This is a genomic window from Shewanella putrefaciens (assembly GCF_016406305.1).
GTDB lineage: Bacteria > Pseudomonadota > Gammaproteobacteria > Enterobacterales > Shewanellaceae > Shewanella > Shewanella putrefaciens_C.
Genome location: NZ_CP066369.1, coordinates 4,512,409 through 4,533,596, shown reverse-complemented (window position 1 = coordinate 4,533,596; position 21,188 = coordinate 4,512,409). Strand labels below are relative to the sequence as shown.

The 21,188-nt window shown below is 47.8% G+C and carries 17 protein-coding genes; 11 read left to right on the top strand and 6 right to left on the bottom strand.

Annotation, left to right across the window (positions count from 1 at the left end):
• Nucleotides 1–2: 2 nt before the first annotated feature.
• The 4 genes from gpsA (at nt 3) to JFT56_RS19625 (ending at nt 4,304) form a co-directional block, all read left to right on the top strand.
• On the top strand, nt 3–1,019 hold the full coding sequence (gene gpsA / locus JFT56_RS19640) for an NAD(P)H-dependent glycerol-3-phosphate dehydrogenase (RefSeq protein WP_007644009.1): 1,017 nt from the start codon (nt 3–5) through the stop codon (nt 1,017–1,019).
• A gap of 183 nt (nt 1,020–1,202) precedes the next feature.
• Complete coding sequence (locus JFT56_RS19635; protein WP_198781662.1) at nt 1,203–2,387, top strand: NAD(P)/FAD-dependent oxidoreductase; 1,185 nt, start codon at nt 1,203–1,205, stop codon at nt 2,385–2,387.
• A 201-nt stretch (nt 2,388–2,588) separates the two neighbouring features.
• Entirely contained in the window at nt 2,589–3,524 is a 936-nt protein-coding gene (locus JFT56_RS19630) for a HipA domain-containing protein (RefSeq protein ID WP_198781660.1), read from the top strand.
• 30 nt (nt 3,525–3,554) lie between these two features.
• Nucleotides 3,555–4,304, top strand: coding sequence for an HIRAN domain-containing protein (locus tag JFT56_RS19625; RefSeq protein WP_168826829.1), 750 nt, complete (start codon nt 3,555–3,557; stop codon nt 4,302–4,304).
• Between the two features lie 230 nt (nt 4,305–4,534).
• Here JFT56_RS19625 and JFT56_RS19620 read toward each other — a convergent pair whose 3' ends face one another.
• From JFT56_RS19620 to JFT56_RS19600, 5 genes are all read right to left on the bottom strand, one after another.
• Nucleotides 4,535–5,899, bottom strand: a complete 1,365-nt coding sequence (locus JFT56_RS19620; RefSeq protein ID WP_198783655.1) for a TrkH family potassium uptake protein — start codon at nt 5,897–5,899, stop codon at nt 4,535–4,537.
• A 1-nt stretch (nt 5,900) separates the two neighbouring features.
• The gene (locus JFT56_RS19615) at nt 5,901–6,599 is read right to left on the bottom strand and encodes a potassium channel family protein (protein ID WP_198781658.1); all 699 of its coding nucleotides are present in this window, start codon (nt 6,597–6,599) and stop codon (nt 5,901–5,903) included.
• 39 nt (nt 6,600–6,638) lie between these two features.
• Nucleotides 6,639–7,328, bottom strand: coding sequence for a response regulator transcription factor (locus JFT56_RS19610; protein ID WP_198781657.1), 690 nt, complete (start codon nt 7,326–7,328; stop codon nt 6,639–6,641).
• Nucleotides 7,329–8,351 (bottom strand): sensor histidine kinase, encoded by a 1,023-nt coding sequence (locus JFT56_RS19605; RefSeq protein ID WP_420136007.1) that lies wholly within the window; start codon nt 8,349–8,351, stop codon nt 7,329–7,331. It abuts the gene before it with no gap.
• Between the two features lie 106 nt (nt 8,352–8,457).
• Nucleotides 8,458–9,381 (bottom strand): pirin family protein, encoded by a 924-nt coding sequence (locus tag JFT56_RS19600; protein WP_198781653.1) that lies wholly within the window; start codon nt 9,379–9,381, stop codon nt 8,458–8,460.
• 380 nt (nt 9,382–9,761) lie between these two features.
• On the opposite strand from JFT56_RS19600, the gene JFT56_RS19595 reads away from it, so the two are divergent.
• From JFT56_RS19595 to JFT56_RS19575, 5 genes are all read left to right on the top strand, one after another.
• Nucleotides 9,762–11,435: a sensor histidine kinase gene (locus JFT56_RS19595; protein WP_269819996.1), complete on the top strand. Its 1,674-nt coding sequence runs from the start codon at nt 9,762–9,764 to the stop codon at nt 11,433–11,435.
• The gene (locus JFT56_RS19590; protein WP_198781652.1) at nt 11,429–12,160 is read left to right on the top strand and encodes a LytR/AlgR family response regulator transcription factor; all 732 of its coding nucleotides are present in this window, start codon (nt 11,429–11,431) and stop codon (nt 12,158–12,160) included. The genes JFT56_RS19595 and JFT56_RS19590 overlap by 7 nt, the downstream gene beginning before the upstream one ends.
• 107 nt (nt 12,161–12,267) lie before the next feature.
• A complete protein-coding gene (locus JFT56_RS19585) occupies nt 12,268–13,512 on the top strand; it encodes an MFS transporter (protein ID WP_198781650.1) in 1,245 nt (414 codons plus the stop codon).
• A gap of 328 nt (nt 13,513–13,840) precedes the next feature.
• A complete protein-coding gene (locus JFT56_RS19580; protein WP_198781648.1) occupies nt 13,841–14,305 on the top strand; it encodes an NlpC/P60 family protein in 465 nt (154 codons plus the stop codon).
• 61 nt (nt 14,306–14,366) lie between these two features.
• Nucleotides 14,367–15,398, top strand: a complete 1,032-nt coding sequence (locus tag JFT56_RS19575; RefSeq protein ID WP_198781646.1) for a LacI family DNA-binding transcriptional regulator — start codon at nt 14,367–14,369, stop codon at nt 15,396–15,398.
• Between the two features lie 108 nt (nt 15,399–15,506).
• Here the strand turns inward: JFT56_RS19575 and gtfA are convergent, their stop codons facing one another.
• A complete protein-coding gene (gene gtfA, locus JFT56_RS19570; RefSeq protein WP_198781644.1) occupies nt 15,507–16,988 on the bottom strand; it encodes a sucrose phosphorylase in 1,482 nt (493 codons plus the stop codon).
• A gap of 261 nt (nt 16,989–17,249) precedes the next feature.
• Between gtfA and JFT56_RS19565 the strand changes: the two genes are divergently transcribed.
• Both JFT56_RS19565 and JFT56_RS19560 read left to right on the top strand, forming a co-directional pair.
• On the top strand, nt 17,250–18,470 hold the full coding sequence (locus JFT56_RS19565; protein ID WP_198781642.1) for an MFS transporter: 1,221 nt from the start codon (nt 17,250–17,252) through the stop codon (nt 18,468–18,470).
• A 277-nt stretch (nt 18,471–18,747) separates the two neighbouring features.
• On the top strand, nt 18,748–21,159 hold the full coding sequence (locus tag JFT56_RS19560; RefSeq protein ID WP_198781640.1) for a TonB-dependent siderophore receptor: 2,412 nt from the start codon (nt 18,748–18,750) through the stop codon (nt 21,157–21,159).
• Nucleotides 21,160–21,188 lie beyond the last annotated feature (29 nt).

Here is a 21,188-nt window from a genome sequence, read left to right as displayed (position 1 = left end):
ACATGAAAAACTCTGCCGACATCACGGTATTAGGGGCGGGCTCATATGGCACCGCCCTTGCCATCTCTTTAGCCAGCAATGGTCATAAGACCTTGTTATGGGGACACGATCCTGTCCACATGCAAACGCTTGCGCAAGATAAGTGCAACCAAGCATTTTTGCCTGGTATTGCGTTCCCGGATTGTTTACAGATCGAAGCCGATTTAGCCAAAGCCTTAGCCGCCAGTAACAATGTGTTAGTGGTGGTGCCAAGCCATGTGTTTGGTACTGTGCTTGAGCAAGCTAAACCTTTGCTGCGTAGCGATGCGCGCATCGTCTGGGCAACCAAGGGGCTCGAGCCTGAAACAGGGCGTCTACTGCAAGATGTCGCCCGTGATGTATTAGGTGAGCAATATCCGCTGGCGGTGTTATCTGGGCCGACCTTCGCGAAAGAATTAGCCATGGGTTTACCTACGGCCATTTCGGTCGCGGGCACTTGTCCACAGTTCACCAACGATCTTGTCGAGCTGTTACACAGCCCTAAACGTCTACGGGTTTACGCCAATGACGACTTTACGGGTTTGCAACTGGGCGGCGCGGTAAAGAACGTCATCGCCATTGGCGCGGGCATGTCCGACGGTATCGGCTTTGGTGCCAATGCCAGAACGGCCTTAATCACCCGTGGTTTAGTCGAATTGACGCGTTTAGGCGAAGCCTTAGGTGCCAATGCTGCTACCTTTATGGGAATGGCGGGGTTAGGCGACCTAGTGTTGACTTGCACCGACAACCAATCCCGTAATCGCCGTTTCGGTTTAGCCTTAGGTAAAGGTTGCGATGTAGATACCGCACAGGCCGAAATCGGCCAAGTGGTTGAAGGTTATCGCAATACTAAAGAAGTCTTTACCCTTGCGAAACGCCTTGGGGTGGAAATGCCAATCACTGAGCAAATCTACCAAGTCTTGTATCAAGGTAAAGCGCCGGTCGATGCCGCTAAAGAGTTGCTCAGCAGAGAAAAGAAATCAGAAACGCCAGCGCAATAAACTGCGCGCCGTGCTGCTGAATAAAACAAAGGGTGCTAAAATAGCGCCCTTTTTTATGCCTAGCGTTTGAGCTTATCCTTGCTCCGTTTAGCTGTTGTATGACTTGCTTGCTAAAGGTTCGCGAGTCATCAAATTGCCCGTTGGCAGCCAATACCAATCAATTTATCTGTGTGGAGTAAGAGCGTGAAACATCATGATGTCATTATTATCGGAGCCGGCGCCGCGGGATTGATGTGTGCAGCGACCGCAGGTTACCGAGGTCGTGATGTGCTGGTACTCGATAATGCCAAGCAAGCCGGGCGTAAAATCCTCATCAGTGGCGGCGGGCGTTGTAACTTTACTAACCTCAAAGTCGAGCCCGCTAACTTCCTCTGTGGTAATCCCCACTTTGTTAAGTCGGCACTCGCGCGTTATCCGTCGCAGCAGTTTATTGAGCTGGTCGAGCGCCACGGTATTGAATACCACGAGCGCGACCATGGCCAACTGTTCTGTAATGATTCGGCCAAAGAAATAGTCACTATGCTGCTGACCGAATGTGAATGGGCGGGCGTGACGATTAAGCTGCGCACCGATATTCTGGCCGTTAAAAAGACCGAAGCTGGGCGTTTTGAGCTCAATACTTCTAACGGTGAGTTAAGTTGTGATTCCTTGGTTATCGCTACCGGCGGCTTATCTATGCCCAAGCTGGGCGCCACACCTTACGGCTATCAACTGGCCGAGCAGTTTGGCCTCAAAGTATTGCCAACCCACGCAGGGCTAGTGCCGTTTACATGGCACAGCGAAGATAAAATTCGATTCGAGCCTTTGTCGGGCATCGCAGTGCCGAGCCGCATTACCGCCAAAGATGGCACCACTTTTAGCGAAGCGTTGCTATTCACTCACAGAGGTTTATCCGGCCCCGCCATTTTGCAGATTTCCAACTATTGGAAAGCGGGCGAAACCATAGAAATCAATCTATTGCCGAATATGGATTTGGCGCAGGCACTAGAGCAACAACTGGCCGCACATCCCAAACAGAGCCTGCGTAACACCTTAAGCCAGTGGTTACCTAAGCGGCTGGTGGAAGTATTATTTGATGAAGCCCTGTTGAATAAAGCGTTAAATCAGCTAGTTCACGCCGAGCGCGCCAAGCTGGCCGACGATCTCCACCGCTGGACAGTATTAATGAATGGCACCGAAGGCTATCGCACCGCCGAAGTGACCCTCGGCGGTGTGGATACTAATGAACTGTCCTCCAAAACCATGGAAGCCAGCAAAGTCGCAGGACTTTACTTTATCGGTGAAGTCATGGACGTAAGTGGTTGGTTAGGCGGGTTTAATTTTCAATGGGCCTGGGCATCCGGTGTCGCCGCAGGAAGAGCGGTTTAGAGACTCTGGTTTATTATCTTTACGTTTGTAGTTGGATCAACTTTGAGCAACTAGATTATGTTAAAGTAACTATTCTAAAGTGGTATTTGTCTTTTTTGGCTCTTGAAGTGTAAATATTTGCTTGGAAACTTAAATGGTATTCGAAATTCTGAGTAATGCTATATTTCATCATGGCTAGAACTTATTCAGGGACGTATAAAGTTGGCAAATTACTCAATTATTGATATTTCTGATCAAGATATTGATGGTTTTGAGCAGATGGGGACCAAATCAAAATTTTGGTATACCGACTCACAAACGGGAGAAGAGTTTCTCTTTAAGTCCATTCATACCGAAGATCGTCAAGGAAACCCCATAGAAAGAAAAGGTGAGGACTGGGCTGAAAAAATTGCTTGTGGTATTGCTGAAGCTTTAGGTATTCCACATGCTCATTATGATCTAGCAAACTATCAAGGTAAAAGAGGAATTCGAAGTAAGAAATTCACCGATACCGGAGATAATATGTTTTTTGGTAATCAGCTGATTGAGCATGTAGCGAATAGAATTAATATCCCTTTAGAGATTGGACAGCGTTCACAAAAAATTGATCGTGTAGCGGTAATTTTGGCTCGACTAGTTGTAAACCCTCCCAAAGAGTGGGTCCCTACCGATAATATAAAGTCGGCTTTTGACGTATTTATTGGTTACTTGCTATTAGACACTTTGATTTCTAATCAAGATCGCCATAACGAGAACTGGGCGATGATTACAGATGGTAGCAAGAGTTTCCTTGCACCGTCCTTTGACCATGCCGCTAGTCTTGGAAGAAATGAATCTATTGAAAAAATGCGCGAAATTTTGGCTAGTAAGGATGAGGGCCGACAGATTTCAGCTTATGTCAGCAGAAGTAAGTCTCACTTTTATAGTGGAAATGAGCGGCTAAAAACTCTTGCAGCCTTTTTGAGCTTTGGGCAATACAGGAAAAAGGCAACTATGGAGTGGTTAACAAGGCTTGAAACATTCGATCAGGATTCAATGTTTTTAATTGTAAATGGCGTTCCAGAGGCAATGATGGGAAGCATTGAAAAAGAGTTTTGTATGGGTATATTAATTGCTAATAAAAACCGTATATTGCAGAATAAAGAATTGTTTATATAGAAAAATTTAAGAGGATAAGGGAACTATTTCATGAAAAGTGTGTTTGTCATTTGGAAAGATAGCGAGGATGGAATGTGGCATCCTGTAGCTAAGCTTACTCGTTCAGAAGATGGGTATCGTTTCTATTACACCAAAGGCGCAAACAATAAAAATTTTATAGCATTCCCTCGAATGGATGATTTAGCAAAAGTCTATCATTCAGCGTCAATGTTTTCTTTCTTCACCAACCGTCTCATTCCTACAAATAGACCAGAATTTAAAATGATGTTGGAATGGTCAGATATTCATGCTCAAGGCTATGATGAACTTGATTTACTTGGTGTTTCTGGTGGCGCAAGAAAAACGGATGAGTTTCGTATTATTCCCGAACCAGAGGTTACTCTAAGTGGTCTATACAAAATTCGTTTTTTCATTAGTGGCGTAAGATACTTGACTGCAGAAGGTGCGGATCGTGTTAAAAAGTTAGAAGAAGGAGAAGAGCTAACGTTAGTTTATGAGGATACAAACTTACATGATTGCAAAGCTATTTTAGTCGCTACTAAAGATAATGTTCCCGTTGGCTACTGCCCTAAATATTTCAATTGCGATATCCGAGCTCTTCTCGAAGATCCGAAGCTGAGCTCCCACTCTTTGAGAGTTGTGAAAGTAAATCAGGATGCGCCAAGTCAATTTAGAGTGTTATGTGAGTTCGTTACTAGATGGCCTAAGGGATTTAGCCCATTAGTTTCTGAAGAGTATTTAACATATACAAGCCTAAGTAACGTCAAAGCGTGTGACTAGCTGCAACTGTCTGATTGTGATGGTTTTTAAGTCTTCCTATAGATCTTGTACTAAGGTTGATTAACATATTTAAATGTCGAAATAAGCCACTAGTCAAGTGGCTTTTTATTTCCTTTTTTTCAAAAAACAGCGGTTTTATTCTAACAACGCGATATGTCCTATGACTTAGGATCTCTTGGACTCTTCACCCATTTTTGGCTTTCTAGGTCCTTGATGTCAAGAATACTAACTTAACCAATCGCCAGTTTGGTTTCTGCGTAACGCAGTTTTTTCACCCTTGGGTTGGCGAGGAAGTAGGCCAGCATCAGTGGGCCTAGTCGTCCCATAAACATCATAAAGATGATGATGGCTTGGCCTGCACTCGATAAATTGCCGGTTAAACCGCGGGATAAGCCAACTGTGCCCAGTGCCGATACGGCCTCAAAGACTATATCGATTAGCGGTGCTTTTTCACTTAATACCAGTGCGAAGATGGCCAGCCAAGTGACGCCGATGGAGATCATGGTGAGCGCTAGGGCCTTGCTAATGGTCTCTTTGGGGATCTCACGCTTAAACACATAAACGGCTTCATCGCGGCGTAAGTAGCCATAGGTTGCCAAAATCAGCACCATAAAAGTGACGACTTTAATACCGCTGGCGGTGCTTAATGAGCCGCCACCGATAAACATCAATACCAGCATAAGTGGCGTTGTGCCGTCTTCGAGTTTGTCTATGGCTAGTGTATTAAAGCCAGCGGTGCGCGGCGTAACGGCTTGAAACCATGAGGCTAGCCATTTGCCGAGTTCGCTTAAGGGCGCCAAGGTGTTGGGGTTGTTGTACTCAATCAGATATATCGCAATCACGGCCACGGTGTTGATTATGATAGTGCCTGTGATCATCATGCGGCTGTAAACGCTGAGTTTTGACCAACGTTTGTTGCGCTTGAGATCTATCCACACCGAAAACCCTAAACCGCCAATGATAAATAAAGCTGTGATGGTGAGGTTAATGACGGGATCGGCCACATAGGGCATTAGGCTGTCGGCACTGAGGGCAAAACCTGCGTTATTAAAGGCGCTAATGGTATAGAAAAAACCGTGGAATATACTGGTTTGCCAACCCAGTTCACCGCTCCAATAGACAGATAAAATCAGCATGCCCACGGCTTCTACCAGCAATGAAAACAGCAATACGGCTTTGGCGGTCGAGACTAATGTTGAAGTATCGGTTTGATTAAAAGCCTCTTTTGCAACGGTTTGCTGTAGAAAGCCAATCCTACCGCCAAGGGCAATAAGAGTGACTATGGCAAAGGTCATCAACCCAAGCCCGCCGAGTTGGATTAACAGGGCGATGACGATTTGCCCGAAGGAGGTAAATACCGTCCCAGTGTCGACAACGACCAGCCCTGTCACTGTGACCGCTGAGGTAGCCGTGAACAGGCTTTGTAGCCAAGTGATAGGGGATTCGGTCGCTATCGGCAGCATAAGTAAGCCAGTGCCGAGCAGGATCAGCAATGCAAAGCTCACACTTAAAATAAACGGTGGGGCGCCTAACAGCTTTCTATCGGATCTGGGGTTATGCTCGATTGCCATGATGGAAGGATGCCACTGAACCACCTTACACCAACCTTGGGGCGAGATATTTAAGCTCGCTGCGGCTGCCACAAAGTAGCAAAGCATCATTAGTCTGTAGCACAAAGCTGCCATCGATTCGGCTAAATACTGCCAAATCACGTTTAACCATCACGGCGGCGACTTTGCCCTTAGGGTTGCGTTTTATATTGGTTAAGTCATCTTGCGCACCATCCTGCACCGAACCCAGTAGTTGGGATACCGAGGTTTGATCTAGGTGGGGTTTAATATGAATTTCAACAATATAGAGTCCATCACCAATGGCGAGAAAGTTATTTACCATGGGATAGTTAAGCGACTGGGCGACGCGAATACCCATCTCTTCTTCCGGATGAATGATGCGGGCGACGCCGAGTTTAGAGACGATAGTATGGTGTGCCTTAGTGCTGGCCTTGACCCAAATGGTCTGCACGCCGAGATTTTTAAGCGCCAAGGTGCACAGCAAACTCGACTGCATATCTTCGCCAATGGCGACCAGAACGGCTTCACTGTTCGCTAGGTCAAGCTCCCGCAGTGCGGTTTCGTCTGAGCAGTCGCAAATCACGGCCTCGGTTAGGCTTTCAACGTACTTTTCAACCATTTTGGGGTCGCTATCGACACCTGTTACTGTGTGGCCTAGGTGGATCAATTCAAGGCTGGCGGCAACGCCAAATCGCCCTAAACCAATGACCGTAAAATGCGCCATATCCATATCCTTTGTGTGTGTTGGTGGTGATAAAAATGCTTAGTCGTGACGTATGTCCGTTAAGCGGTAGCCTAAACCAGCCTCTGTTTTAATCAGTTGCTGCTCGTTGCTATCATTGAGTTTTTTACGTAATTGGCTCACTAAAATCCGCAGATAATGGCTATCTTCCTGATGGGTTTCACCCCAGATATTGCGCAGTAATTCGGTTTGTGTGACTAATTTGCCCGGGTGGGACATTAAGGTTTCCATCAAGGCGAATTCTTTTTTGGTTAGGGCAATTTCTTGCTGTTCTAGCCATAGCTGGTGGGTACTTTTTTGCAGTTTAAGTGGGCCGAAGTGGAGTAAATCCGTTGCCGTGGGCTCGTCCACGAGATCGCGAAGCAGTACCTTAATGCGGGCAATTAATTCTCTGATCCCAAAGGGCTTACTGAGATAGTCATTGGCGCCAGCTTCCAACAGGCGGATTTTTTCTTCCTCTTGATCGCGGGCGGTCAAGACTAATACGGGGATTTTGTCCTGCGGACGCAGGGTTTGCAGTAGCTCAATGCCATCGCCATCGGGGAGGCCAAGGTCGAGTACGAGTAAGTGTGGCAGCTGTGCTTTATATTGCGTTAACGCCGCTGCAATTGATAATGCACCAATATATTCAAATCCTTCCGCTTCTAGGGAGATCCGCATAAAAGTATGGATTTGGGCCTCATCATCCACGACCAAGATTTTGTATGGCATTTATTTCTCGCCCCTGTTAATCGGTAGAGCAATGCGGATAAGGCTACCCTTTGCCACAGGTTCGGCACTGATCTGGCCACCATGGGCGGTAATGATGCCTTTCGCGACGGCGAGCCCTAGGCCAGCTCCGCCATCCGTGGAGGGATGTTGGCGATAAAAGAGATCGAAAACGGCTTCCCTATCTGCGGCTGCTATGCCACAACCTTGATCTTGGATATCCAGCCGCAGCATTTTTTCGTGTCGATACGCGTTAACTGTGACTTTTTTATCTTGGGGTGAGTAACGCAGTGCATTGTCCAGCACATTAAAAATAGCCTGTTCAATCAATGAACTGCTTATCATCACCGTGGGGAGATTAGGTTGGCTCTCGACGACAATCCGTGGTTGAGTGGTGGGGAAGCGAGCAATTGCCTGATGTAAAACATGGGTGATGGAGTTTTCATTCAAACTGAATTTCAAGGCGCCGTGCTGTAACTTAGTGGCCTGCAATAGGTTTTCAATATACTGGTGTAGGCGGTGGCTTTCGGCGGCTGCACTGTCAATCAGCTCATCTTTTTGCGATTCACTGAGCTTGGGCATGTATTCTTTCAGGGTGGTCAGGGTGCCAATAATGGTGGCGAGCGGTGTGCGTAAATCATGGGAGACCGAGAGCAAAATGCTGTTTCTTAAATTTGCCTGTTTAAGCTCATCTTGCTGACGGCGATAGTGTTCGGCCAATTTGCTGGTGGTGAGGGCCACGATAAGAAACACGACTAAGTTCAGAATATCCTCAAGATTGAACATCTGTAGTGAATAGCGTGGCGTAGTGAATAAAAAGTTGTAACTGGCGGCCTCGTACACGGCGGAAAAATAGGCAAAGTTAGCATTACATTGCAACGCTATGAGTACCACGGCCAGTTGTAAAATCAGCAGTACGGCAATCGTTGAGCCTAAAAAGTGATCAATGAAAAAACTGCTGAAAATGGCTGCCGCCAATACTGTGCCAGTGAACAAAGTGGGCTGCGAGCGCCAGTATTGGGTCATGGAAACTGTCTTTGCAAATGTCATGGGGTAAAGATAGCCTTGCCGAAATTAGCGTTACTCTAACAAGGACATAGTTAGATAGCGCGTAAAAAATCCGTAAAATTTATCACCAAGGGATTGGTGGCGGCACTAATCGTTTACCAACATAACCGGGGACAGTATCAAAGCGCTTATCTTCGGTTTCCCAATCGGCTTGGGCTTGGGCAATTTCTGCTTTGCTATGGCCGACAAAGTTCCACCAAATACTGACAGGATCGGCCAGTGGCGCGCCGCCAATCAGCAGTATGCGACAAGCGGCTGTGAGTTTTACCGTCACGGTTTCACGCAACATACCCAGATAAGCGAGATCGTTATTTTCGAAGTTTTCGTCCTCGATTTTGAATCTTCCCTCCAGCGGCATAAGCCCATATTCGAAGCTAGGGTTGAGGTGTAGGGTTAGCTCAGTGTCTTTGGCGGCAAATAAATCCATGGCAACTATGGGTGAAAAGTGCAAAGTGGGCGCTTGCTTATGTTGCCAACTGCCAATCAGTAGGGTGAAGTCGACGCCCGCATCGTGCCATGTCGGGAGTGTGGGATAGTGATCGAATCTCGGCGCTGTGTCTTTATGCTCAAGCGGCAGTGCAATCCATAGCTGCGCCGCGTGCATAGTCGGATGACTTTCGACGGACTCTTCGGTGTGGGCGATACCGTGTCCGGCCGTCATCAAGTTAACTTGTTTTGGGCGGATAACTTGGGCACTGCCTAGGCTGTCCCTGTGCATGATTTCGCCTTCGAGCATCCAGGTAAAGGTTTGTAGCCCAATGTGCGGATGTGGGCCGACATTCATCAAGGGGCCGTCGGTGACTGGGCCAATATGGTCGAGGAAACACCAAGGGCCGATAAGACGACGCGCTTTTTGTGGAATTGCCCGCGCCACAGGAATACCGCCGACATCACTGATTTTAGGGGCAAGGCGCCCGACCTGAATGCGGCCATTTTCAATAGGGCATTCCTTTGGACCACCATAAAACTGTGCTTGTTGTTCACTCATGTTCGCTCCTTATTCCTTTGCGTGGACACTCAGAATGTTAGTCTGGGATGCAAAAAGGGTTTAGATCCTCTTGCATTCGCGTCGAAGGTTTTAGCTTCGGGTATTCCGGTGGATTTTGCAAATTGGTGCAGGGCATGGCCACAGCAACAGTGCGGTTTGACTTGCCCTTGGGTAGACTTTGTTAATCCAATCCAAAGGTGAATATGTGACTGAGCCCGCGTGAATGGGACTTTTATCTGTCCTTTACTTTAGCAAGCCTGTATTTATGTGGGCATTAGCGTTTGATGTTTTACTCGAGCCTAAATACGAGTGTTTGACCAGTTTGGGGCTCGGTGATTTTTATCGTTTATGTCTTACGTCGGATCTGCAAAGGGGAAAGCGTGCTCGAAAATCAAATGATGTTATTGGCGGTATTTGAACGGGCGGCCTTGATGCTGATGACCTTGTTCTTTTTAACCCGCACTCGGCCGTTTCAGCGTTTATTTCAAAAGCGTAATCATACCCCCGCAGAGCTGGTCTCTGTGGCGGCGATTTTTTGCCTATTTGCGGTATTTAGTACTTATACCGGTATTGAGGTCGAAGGCGCGCTGGTCAACGTGCGGATTATCGCCATTATTTCTGGCGGGATTCTATTTGGCCCTTGGGTTGGTATTCCTGCGGGCGTGCTGTCGGGGCTGCATAGATATCTGATTGATATGGATGGCGATACCTCAATTCCATGTTTAATCGCCAGCATTATTGCCGGCCTTATGGCGACGTGGATTTATTACAAATGCCCCAAATCTAAGTTGTGGATTTATGGCATTGTGGCGGGCATGTTGTGCGAAACACTGACCATGTTGTTGATTTTATTGCTGACAGAGCCACACGAGGTGGGCGTCGATATTGTGAATCACATTGCCTATCCCATGATTGCGGGCACTGTGTGTATCGGGCTAATCATCAAGCTAGTGCAGGACCTCGACGATGAGAAAGAGTTGATTGCCGCCAAGCAGGCCAAGCTCGCGCTGGATATTGCCAATAAAACCTTACCCTTTTTCCGCAAAATTGACCGCCACGCCCTAGAGCAAGTGTGCTCAGTGATCCGTAATGAAATCAACGCCGATGCCGTGGCGATTACCGACACTCGCGATGTATTAGCCTATATGGGCGTTGGCAAAGATTACTACGAGGTCGATGGTCATCAAGCGATAAGTGAGATGACTCAAAGGGCGATAGAGCAAGATCAAAACATTATTAACAACGACTTACGCCAATATCATTTATCGGATTTTCATTCGGTCATCATAATTCCGCTGCGTGAAAACGGCACGGTAAGCGGCACGCTGAAGATTTATTTTCGCAATAACTATCGCATCACCAGCTCGCTGCGGGAGATGGCCGTGGGTTTGTCGCAGCTGATTTCGACCCAGATGGAAGTGTCGCGTATCGAGCAACTGCAAGAGATGACCCGCAAGGCCGAATTCACTGCGCTGCAGAGCAAGATTAATCCGCATTTTCTGTTTAATGCCCTCAATGCGATTTCTTCTTTGATCCGCATCCGGCCACAGCAGGCGCGGGAGTTGATTGCTAATCTGGCCGATTATCTGCGCTATAACTTAGCTAAGGGCGATGAGCTGATTGATATTCAAGAAGAAGTCAAACAAGTCCGCGATTATGTGGCCATTGAGCAGGCGCGCTTTGGCGATAAGCTTGAAGTCGTGTTCGATATCGACGATGTGCATTTTTGCGTGCCTTGTCTCCTGTTGCAGCCGCTGGTGGAAAACGCCATTTTGCACGGCATTCAGCCGCGCAGTGCGCCGGGCAGAGTGACGATAGAAGTGAAAAAACTCGATGCAGGCATTCGTGTTGCCGTGCGCGATACGGGTTATGGCATCAGCCAAGAGGTGATAGATGGCGTAGCCGCTGGTCGTATAGAAAGCAGCAGTATCGGGCTGATGAATGTGCACCAAAGGGTGAAGTTATTGTACGGCGAAGGGCTGCAGCTTAAACGGCTCGAGCCGGGGACTGAAGTCAGTTTTTACTTACCGGAAAATGAGGCGCAAGTATGTTAAAAGCCATCATAGTTGAAGATGAATATCTCGCCCGTGAGGAGCTAGAGTATTTAGTGAAGAGCCACAGTGAGATAGACATAGTGGCCAGCTTTGAGGATGGCTTGGAGGCCTTTAAATATCTGCAGGATCACGAGGTGGATGTCGTGTTTTTGGATATCCAAATCCCGTCCATTGATGGCCTATTGCTGGCGAAGAATCTGCATAAATCGACCCATCCTCCCCATGTGGTGTTTGTTACTGCCTATAAAGAATTTGCAGTAGAAGCGTTTGAGCTCGAAGCCTTCGATTATATTCTCAAGCCCTATAATGAATCGCGGATTATCAGTCTATTACAGAAGATTGAACTGGCAGGACGGCAGGCGCCCAAGCTGCAACAAGAGGCCGCGACTAACGCCAGTCGAACCGTGAATTTAGTCAAGGGTGAGCGGATTATCGTCACGCCCTGCGAGCAAATTTATTATGCCGAGGCCGATGAAAAACTCACCTATGTGTACACCCGCACCGACCGTTATGTGATGCAGATGACCATCAGCGAGTTTGTGAGTCGCTTGCCCGCCGAAGGCTTTTTCCGCTGCCACCGTTCCTATTGCGTCAATATCGACAAGATCCGCGAAATTGTGCCTTGGTTTAATAGCACTTACCTTATCCGCTTGCATGATTTGTCGTTCGAGGTGCCCGTTAGCCGTAGTAATATTAAGGCTTTTCGACAGCTGATGAGGCTGTAATTGTCATTCATTCCTGCAGATCTGCATTTCATGCCTTAATTGATCGGCGCGAATGGCATCTCTCTTATAGTGGGCTCAATTCCAGATCCCCTAAAGCGAGATGCATCATGACTAAAGAGATGAACCGTACTCGGTACTTGACCTTAGTTGGTACTATTATCACCCAGTTCGCACTCGGCTCAGTCTACACTTGGAGCCTGTTCAATGCGCAGTTGGCCGCTAAACTCGACGAACCCGTCAGCCAAGTGGCATTTGTATTTGGTTTGCTGAGTTTGTCTTTGGCCGTGGCATCTTCCATGGCGGGCAAATTACAGGAGCGCTTTGGCGTACGTAATGTCACCTTAGGCGCAGGCCTGTTACTCGGCGCGGGATTTTTACTCACTGCCCAAGCCAGTAACTTGATGATGCTTTACCTGTGCGCCGGGATTTTAGTGGGCTTTGCCGATGGCACGGGCTACTTGATGACCTTGTCTAACTGCGTGAAGTGGTTCCCCGAACGCAAAGGGCTGATTTCGGCGTTAGCGATTGGCGCTTATGGCTTAGGTAGCCTTGGGTTTAAGTACATTAACGTGCTGTTACTCGAAAACACTGGCCTTGAAACCACTTTCCAACTGTGGGGCCTGATCGCCATGGCGCTGGTGTTATGTGGCGGTATGTTGATGAAAGATGCGCCTGCACAATCAGCCGCAAGTCAGCAAGCCGAAAGCCGCGACTTCACCCTCGCAGAAGCCATGCGTAAGCCGCAATACTGGATGCTGGCGCTGATGTTCCTGTCGGCCTGTATGAGTGGTTTGTATGTGATTGGTGTAGCGAAAGATATCGGCGAGAAGATGGTCGACTTACCTGTTCTAGTCGCCGCCAATGCGGTTGCGGTAATCGCTATGGCAAACCTCGCAGGGCGATTGGTGCTGGGCATTCTGTCGGACAAAATTCCCCGCATTCGTGTTATTTCGCTGGCGCAGATTATCACTCTAGTCGGTATGGTGTTACTGCTGTTCATCCCTTTGAATGCTAACCTGTTCTTCGTCGCGGTCGCCTGCGTCGCCTTTAGCTTTGGTGGCACTATTACTGTTTATCCATCACTGGTGAGCGATTTCTTCGGCCTGAATAATCTGACTAAAAACTATGGGGTTATCTACTTAGGTTTCGGTATCGGCAGCATAATCGGCTCGATTGTCGCCTCGTTATTTGGTGGCTTTATTGCAACTTTCAACGTGATTTTAGTGCTGCTGGTGGTGGCGTTAGTGATGTCATTAACCATACGTCTGCCAGAGCCTAAAACTCCTGCATCAGCCAAGAGAGCGGCAAAGAGTACGCCTCGCTTAGTGAATATGACGGCAGAATCGGCATAGGCGCAAACGACTCGTTGCTTTTTAGCCAACCGCTAAAACAAAAAATCCGCAGCCAAATAGCTGCGGATTTTTTGTTTTTCTATCAAGTGGGTGATTGCCATCTATTGCTCAATCTACTTAATCATTCCACAACTGATTGATATGGTTTTGAATGGTGCTGGTGGCTGTGTGATTATTGTGGACGGCGTTATAGTTTTAAGCTTTGGGTTACATTAGTCTGCTAGAGTGCGCTGTATTGAGGCGTTTTGCCCCTGAGCCGCCCAGAATTTACCTGATAAAAACTCAAAATTACGTTACTGTGAAATCTGCCTGCAATGAGTTTGAAGCGATGAAACGATTATTAATAGTTATCTTAGCCTTAGGTCTTGGCGCTTGTGCTAGCGCGCCAGAACCTAAGCCTGTGGTAAAGCAAGTTGAACCCGTCTCTGTGTGGAACGATAGCAATATCGCCGAGCTGCATTCCGAGTGGCGCGGCGTGCCCTATCGTTTGGGCGGTGGCACTAAAAAAGGCATTGATTGCTCGGCCTTTGTATCGGTCGCCTATCAAAAAATGTTGGGTATGACGCTGCCGCGCACGGTTGAGGAGCAGCAGGCCCTAGGTAAACCCGTGCCCCGCAATCAATTGCGCAAGGGCGACTTGGTCTTTTTCAAGACGGGGTGGAGTACGCACCATGTCGGCATTTATGTGGGAGACGATAATTTCCTCCATGTTTCCACTAGCCAAGGGGTAAAAATTTCCAGCTTGCTCAATAGTTATTGGGCGTCTAAGTATTGGAATGCGCGGCGAATTTAAGCCGTGTATTATTTGCGCCAAGCCGTATTTTTGTGGCCCTATTCGATTCCAGGACATAAGCATGACAACAACAAAACACTGGACCCTAAAGAGCATAGCCAACGAGTTGGGTGTCTCTAATGCCACGGTTTCTAACGCGTTTAATCGCCCCGATCAATTGTCGGAAAAACGTCGCAATGAAATTTTAGCGGCTTGCACTAAGCTCGGTTATTTCGGGCCAAATAAAGCGGCTCAATCCCTACGCAAGGGCAAGTTCGATACCGTCGCCTTGGTGCTGTCTGACAGCGTGGAATATATGGTGTCCGATCCCGTCGCCAGTAAATTTATGAAGGGTGTCGCCTCTGTCTTGGAGCAAGAAAAACTCAATTTGCTGCTGTTTTCGGGCAGTTCGGACAGTGTGAATGCGGTGGCCGATTTTGTGGATGGTTTTATCTGTTATGGTCGCCCGCGTAATGCCCTGTTAGCCGAGCAATTAAAGCAGGTCAAGAAAAAGGTCGTCACGGTCGATTTTGATATCCACCGTAATGCATCTGTGAGCATAGACAATAAGTTAGCGGCCTATGAAGTGGCGAAACTGGCATTGCAGTCACCCACAGACAATGTGGCGGTTTTGGGGCTACGTTTGCTTGATACCCACTTAACGTGCCGCGTGTATGATTTGAATTTGCTAGAAATCGACACCTCTGTCGCCCATCAAAGATTGCAGGGGTACTTGCAAGCGATTGCAGAAGCGGGCGTTGTTCTGGGGCAGGACCGCATTTGGAATATCCCCGAGAGCAATGCCGACTATGCGGCGATAGCGGCAAAAGAAGCATTGAATTCGACTCCGCGGCCGAATGTGTTTTTATGCATGAGTGACTTAATCGCCTTGAGTGTGCTCGGTGAGGCGCAGGCCATGGGGCTGCGCGTTCCCGAAGACGTGCGGGTGGTGGGTTTTGATGGTATAGATGAGGCCACGCGTTCAAATCCGCCGTTAACGACCGTCTATCAATACTCTGAGCAGAAGGGCCGAACGGCGGCGCAGATGTTTGTTAGTGATGCCGTGCATGCACAGGTCTTAGGCTATGAATTACGCCTCGGTAAGAGCTGCTAGTCCCTAAACGTCAGCAAGTGATAGATTTCTAAATAGAAAAGGCGCATTCAATGCGCCTTTTTGCTATTTAAATTTGGCTTGAGCCTAAACTCAAGCCTGAACTAAAACTTATGCTTGAGCCAGTAGGCTAAACAAGGTCATTTGTGTCTCTTTACCTTGCTTATCTAAAAGGATGATTTTACCGTCTTTATTGGCAAAATCGAGGGTGAGGCTTGCCTGCGAATCGGCCGCTGTCCAAGATAAGGTTAACGCCTCTGTTTCATTTAGCGTCATAGTAAAACGGCCATTAAACGCTGGGCTGCTATTACGCAGTTTAATCAGCTGAGTCAGTGCCTTAACGACAGGTTTCTGCATTGCTTGCTGCACTTTTTCACGGTTCAAATAAGGGCGATTAATATCGCGTCCGACATGGGTTCTGTTGAGCAGTTCCATATCGTTTGGGATTGCCAGCAGACCCGCGTAATACACCTGCGGAATGCCCGGTGCGAAAAACTGAATCGCCCGCGCCATCAAATAATCTAAGTCATTCTGGCCGAGGGCATCGTAATAGGTGCAGTTGATTTGATACAAGTCGACGTTGCTGGCGGCCGCGCCTGTGGCTTGCAGACTCTCGCCCTTACTGTTGCCATGTATGGTTTCGACTAGGTTATCGATTTGATTTTCGGTCAATAATCCGCGCAAGCCATCCATAGGGCCGACGTCGATAATGCCGATGCCGTCGTGGGTGTCGAGTACGGTAATGCAGTTGCGCGGCGCCATTTCGAGCCAATGGATCAAGGCTTGGCAATCTTGGCTAAATAGCGTGTGCAGGATGAGTGGTGGCAGGGCGAAGTCGTACACCATGTCGACCCGCTTGGCGATTTCGACTTGAGTCATATGGTGCGAATGGATTTCGGCCAGCGTTGTCATACCTAACTCATTGGCCTGCTTGGCTAACTTATCCACAAACTCGAAGGATTCTTCGATCATAAAGCAGCTAGTGCCGGGCTTTTTAATTGCATAGCCCGCCGCATCTAAGCGGATAAGATTTACTTTACTGTGATCGAAACGCGCCAGAACTCGGTTTAAATAATCTTTACCCGCGGCAGAATGAACGTCGATATCGATTTGATTGCGGGTAAAGGTGGTCCAAAACTCTTCGGTCGAGCCATCGGCCAAGGTGTAAGTGCTGAAGCAACTGCCCGGACGTGGACGATAGATAGCGGCTTGATCTTGTTCGCTTAATCCCTCAGGGAATACCTTGTCTTTGGTTAAAAATAAATCCCAGTAAGCCGATTGCTTGCCGTGCTTGAGCACGTCTTTAAATTCGGGTGACTCGGCGGACATATGATTAACGATAAGGTCGGCCATGATGTCGTAGTCATCACCTATCGCCTTAACATCATCCCAATTGCCTAAGCGTGAATCGACTTGCACATGGTCTATTGGATCGAAGCCCGCATCACTGCCGTCAATGGGGAAATAGAAAGGCAAAAGATGTACGCCGCCGAATAGTCCTTGCAACTCGTCATTGAGCAGCGCTTTGAGCTCCTTGAGCCCAGCATTGGTAATCCTGTCGACATAGGTGATCAGTTGCACTTGGTTTTTCATACTTTGCCCACGCTTGAGTTGTCTTTTTAGAGTAAAGGTTTATGGCAATTCTTTAATTGATTGCACAATTAAACTTAATCGATTAAGTTGTATATTTAACCAATATGAAACATTATTCAAGTGGTTTGTTGGATTTTTGAGTTAGTCTCACGTTTTGGGGGAGGCTAGCTCACTGCTGTACACAAAAGCCGAAACCCTTTCAGCGTGCCGTCACTGAGCAGCTGAGAGCGAGTAGGTATAATAACGATAAGGTGAAATGGTATGGTAAGTGATTCAAAAGGTTGCGATAACCGCAATCATACCCGTATTCGGGTACTCACATATTTAATGTTTTTCATGTTCGCTATGACCTCAGATGCCGTGGGCGTCATTATTCCTGAGTTAATATCCCAGTTTGGTTTGTCCATGTCGCAGGCCAGTGCCTTTCACTATATGCCGATGATTTTTATCGCTATTAGTGGACTTTTTTTAGGCTTCTTGGCGGATAAGATTGGGCGTAAGTTAACCATTTTATTGGGGCTGTTATTATTCGCGCTCGCCTGCTTTATGTTCGCGCTGGGGGAATCGTTTTACTATTTCCTACTCCTGCTCGCCCTTGTGGGTTTGGCGATTGGCGTGTTTAAAACCGGCGCGCTTGGGCTTATCGGCGATATATCAACCTCCTCAAAACAGCATTCGAGCACTATGAATACGGTGGAGGGCTTTTTTGGTGTCGGTGCCATGATAGGGCCAGCCATCGTTAGTTATTTACTGATCAGCGGCGTCTCTTGGAAGTATCTGTATTTTGGCGCGGGTTGCTTCTGTTTAGTGCTGTGTTGGTTAGCTTATCGGGCTGATTATCCGCAAATCAAACGTTCCTCGACGGATGCCATTAACCTTGCCAGCACTTTTACGATGATGAAAAACCCTTATGCATTAGGGTTTTCACTCGCGATAGGTTTATACGTTGCCACCGAAGTGGCGATTTATGTGTGGATGCCGACCTTGCTGCAAAGCTATCAAGGCGATTACACCACCTTGGCCGCTTATGCCCTAACGATCTTTTTTACCCTGCGTGCGGGTGGGCGTTTTTTAGGTGGCTGGGTGCTCGAACGCTTCCCGTGGCAGCAAGTAATGTTCTGGTTTAGCTTCGCGATAAGTGCTTGTTATCTTGGGTCTATGATCTACGGCATTGAAGCGGCTGTTGTCTTGCTGCCCTTGTCTGGGCTGTTTATGTCGATGATGTATCCCACGCTCAATTCTAAGGGGATTAGCTGTTTTCCCGTAGATCAGCATGGCTCTGTGGCTGGGGTGATTTTGTTTTTTACTGCCGTGTCCGCCGCCGTTGGCCCCTTGTTGATGGGGTTCGTGGGCGATATTTTCGGCCATGTTAAATATGGCTTCTACCTCGCCACTGGTTTTGCCATTTTGTTATGCCTCCTCAGCGGATTTAATCTCGTTAAAGATCCTGCCCGCCATTTGTTAACGGTTGAAGCGCACTAATTTGGGCTGTGACAGGAAATATTTTTCTGTCACATTTCTTTAATTAATCAATCTCTTGACCTAATGCACCCCGATTGTGAACCAAAACTGTGCAAAAAACGCACTTGCTTTTTGTTGTTAAGTTGCTAATTTGTTATCTTAATCGATTAAGTTGATTTTGGATGAAGCTCAATGCGTCCTTTAGCAATCACTAAGATGGCTTTCGATTAACAACAATTCGGTAGAGGCAGTCATGGGGAGAGCGGACTGCATCTCAAATATGGGTGGGGACATAAAAATGATAAAAAGCACATCACAGAAATTCCTATTAAGTACATTGGCCGTGTTGGTGAGTTCTCACCTTTGGGCGGCCGAGGCACCACAACAGGAAGCACCACAACAGGAAGAAGCCAAACAAGACGCCTTAGGCTTAGAACGAATTACCGTGACTGGGGTTGCCCGCGGCACTCGGGTGATGGACTCGAGTGTGTCTGTTAGCAGCGTGTCATTGGCTGAGCTTGAAGTGAGCTCGCCACGTTCATCGGCCGAGGCATTTCGTATTATTCCGGGGATGAAGGTTGAGTCTACTGGCGGTGAAGGTAACGCTAACATTGCTGTTCGTGGTTTACCTGTGGCGTCTGGTGGTGCTAAGTTCCTGCAAATTCAAGAAGATGGTCTGCCAATCCTGCAGTTTGGCGATATTGCCTTCGGTAACGCAGACATCTTTTTACGTTTAGACTCAACAGTGCAAACCATTGAATCTATCCGTGGCGGCTCGGCATCGACCGCAACGAGTAATGCACCCGGCGGCATTATCAACGTGATCAGTAAAACCGGTACTTCGGATGCGGGCAGTGTTGCTACCACCTTAGGGTTGGATTACGACACTTTCCGTACCGACTTTGAATATGGCACTAGCATCAACGACAGCCTGCGTTTCCATGTGGGTGGTTTTGTGCGCACCGGTGAAGGCCCTCGCGATGCAGGCTATAACGCCAACAAAGGCGGCCAGATCAAAGCTAACTTAACCAAAGAATTTGATCAGGGTTATGTTCGTCTGTATTTCAAACATTTAGACGACAAAAGCATAGGTTACTTACCTATGCCTATGTACTCGGATGGCAGTTCAATCCCAGGTTTTGATGCTAAATCCGATGCGATTCAATCCGCTTATTTCCAATCAACCTTGAGCTTAGGTGCCGATGGCGAACGTCGCCGTGGCGATATGCGCGATGGTATGAATCCTGTGGTCGATTCTGTCGGCTTAGAGGCATCCTTCGATTTAGGTAACGATTGGCAGGTCGAAAACCGTTTCCGTTTCTCCGATGTGAGCGGCAACTTTATCGCGCCATTCCCCGCCGAAGTGGCCAACGGGAGCGATATCGCGACCAGTATTGCGGGCACTGGCGCTAAGTTGATTTACGCCAATGGACCAAATGCGGGCAATCCGATGGACGGTTTAGCTATGCGTATCAATACCTTCGATGTGAAGATGAATGATTTTGGCTCAATCGTAAACGATTTGAAATTAACTAAAACCTTCGACGATACCAGTGTGACCTTAGGTTATTACAATGCGGTGCAAAACATCAGCATGACCTGGATGTGGAACTCTTATCTAATGGAAGTAAAAGGCGATAATGCCGCGCTATTAGATGTGGTTGCCGCCGATGGTACTGCGTATTCTGACAACGGCCTCTATGCTTATGGCGTGCCTTATTGGGGAAATTGTTGCCAACGCAATTACGATACTGACTACAGCATTAAAGCGCCTTACCTCGCGTTAGCTTCGAGTTTTGGTGACTTGTCCCTCGATGCCAGTGTGCGTTATGACAGTGGTGATGCGAGCGGTAACTACGCGGGTAGCGTGCAATCGCAGGTGGATATGAATCTCGATGGAATGATTTCCATCCCTGAGCAGAGCGTGTCTTCTATCGACAATGCGAACCCTCAGCCAGTGAATTACGATTGGAGCTATACGTCTTACTCATTAGGCGCTAACTATCAATTTGCCAGTGACTTAGCCGCCTTTGGCCGCTTAAGTCACGGTGGCCGCGCCAATGCCGACCGTCTGCTGTTTGGTAAAGTGCGTGCCGATGGTTCGGTGGCGAAGGAAGATGCGGTTGATATCGTTGACCAGTACGAGTTAGGTGTTAAGTACCGTTATGATGATTTGTCGGTGTTTGCGACGGCGTTCTACTCAGAAACCGAAGAGCAAAACTTTGAAGCCACCAGTCAACGTTTCTTCGACCGTAAGTACAAAGCGAAAGGTATCGAAATCGAGTCGGCCTATTTTATCGGTGACTTCGACTTTAGAGGCAACCTGACCTGGACCGATGCCGAGATTGCTAAAGATGCATTGACGCCAGAAGTGGTGGGTAATACTCCAAGAAGACAGGCTGAGTTTATTTACTCTTTGATGGGCAGTTACAACTTTGACCAAGGTTCGGTGGGCGTTAACTTAATCGGTACTACGGATGCTTATGCTCAAGATAATAACGACTTAAGTTTCGATGGCTACAACCAAGTGAATGCCTTTGCGACGTACAATCTGACCGAAGCTATGAGTGTGTCTTTAAACGTCAACAACTTGTTTGATGTCACGGGTATTACCGAGGCGGAAGAAGGCTCGATCCCTGATAACAATATCATCCGTGCCCGTACTATTAATGGCCGCACCACGAGTGCGACGCTGAAATACGAGTTCTAAGCGGCTCTTGTTACAGCAACTGTTTTTAC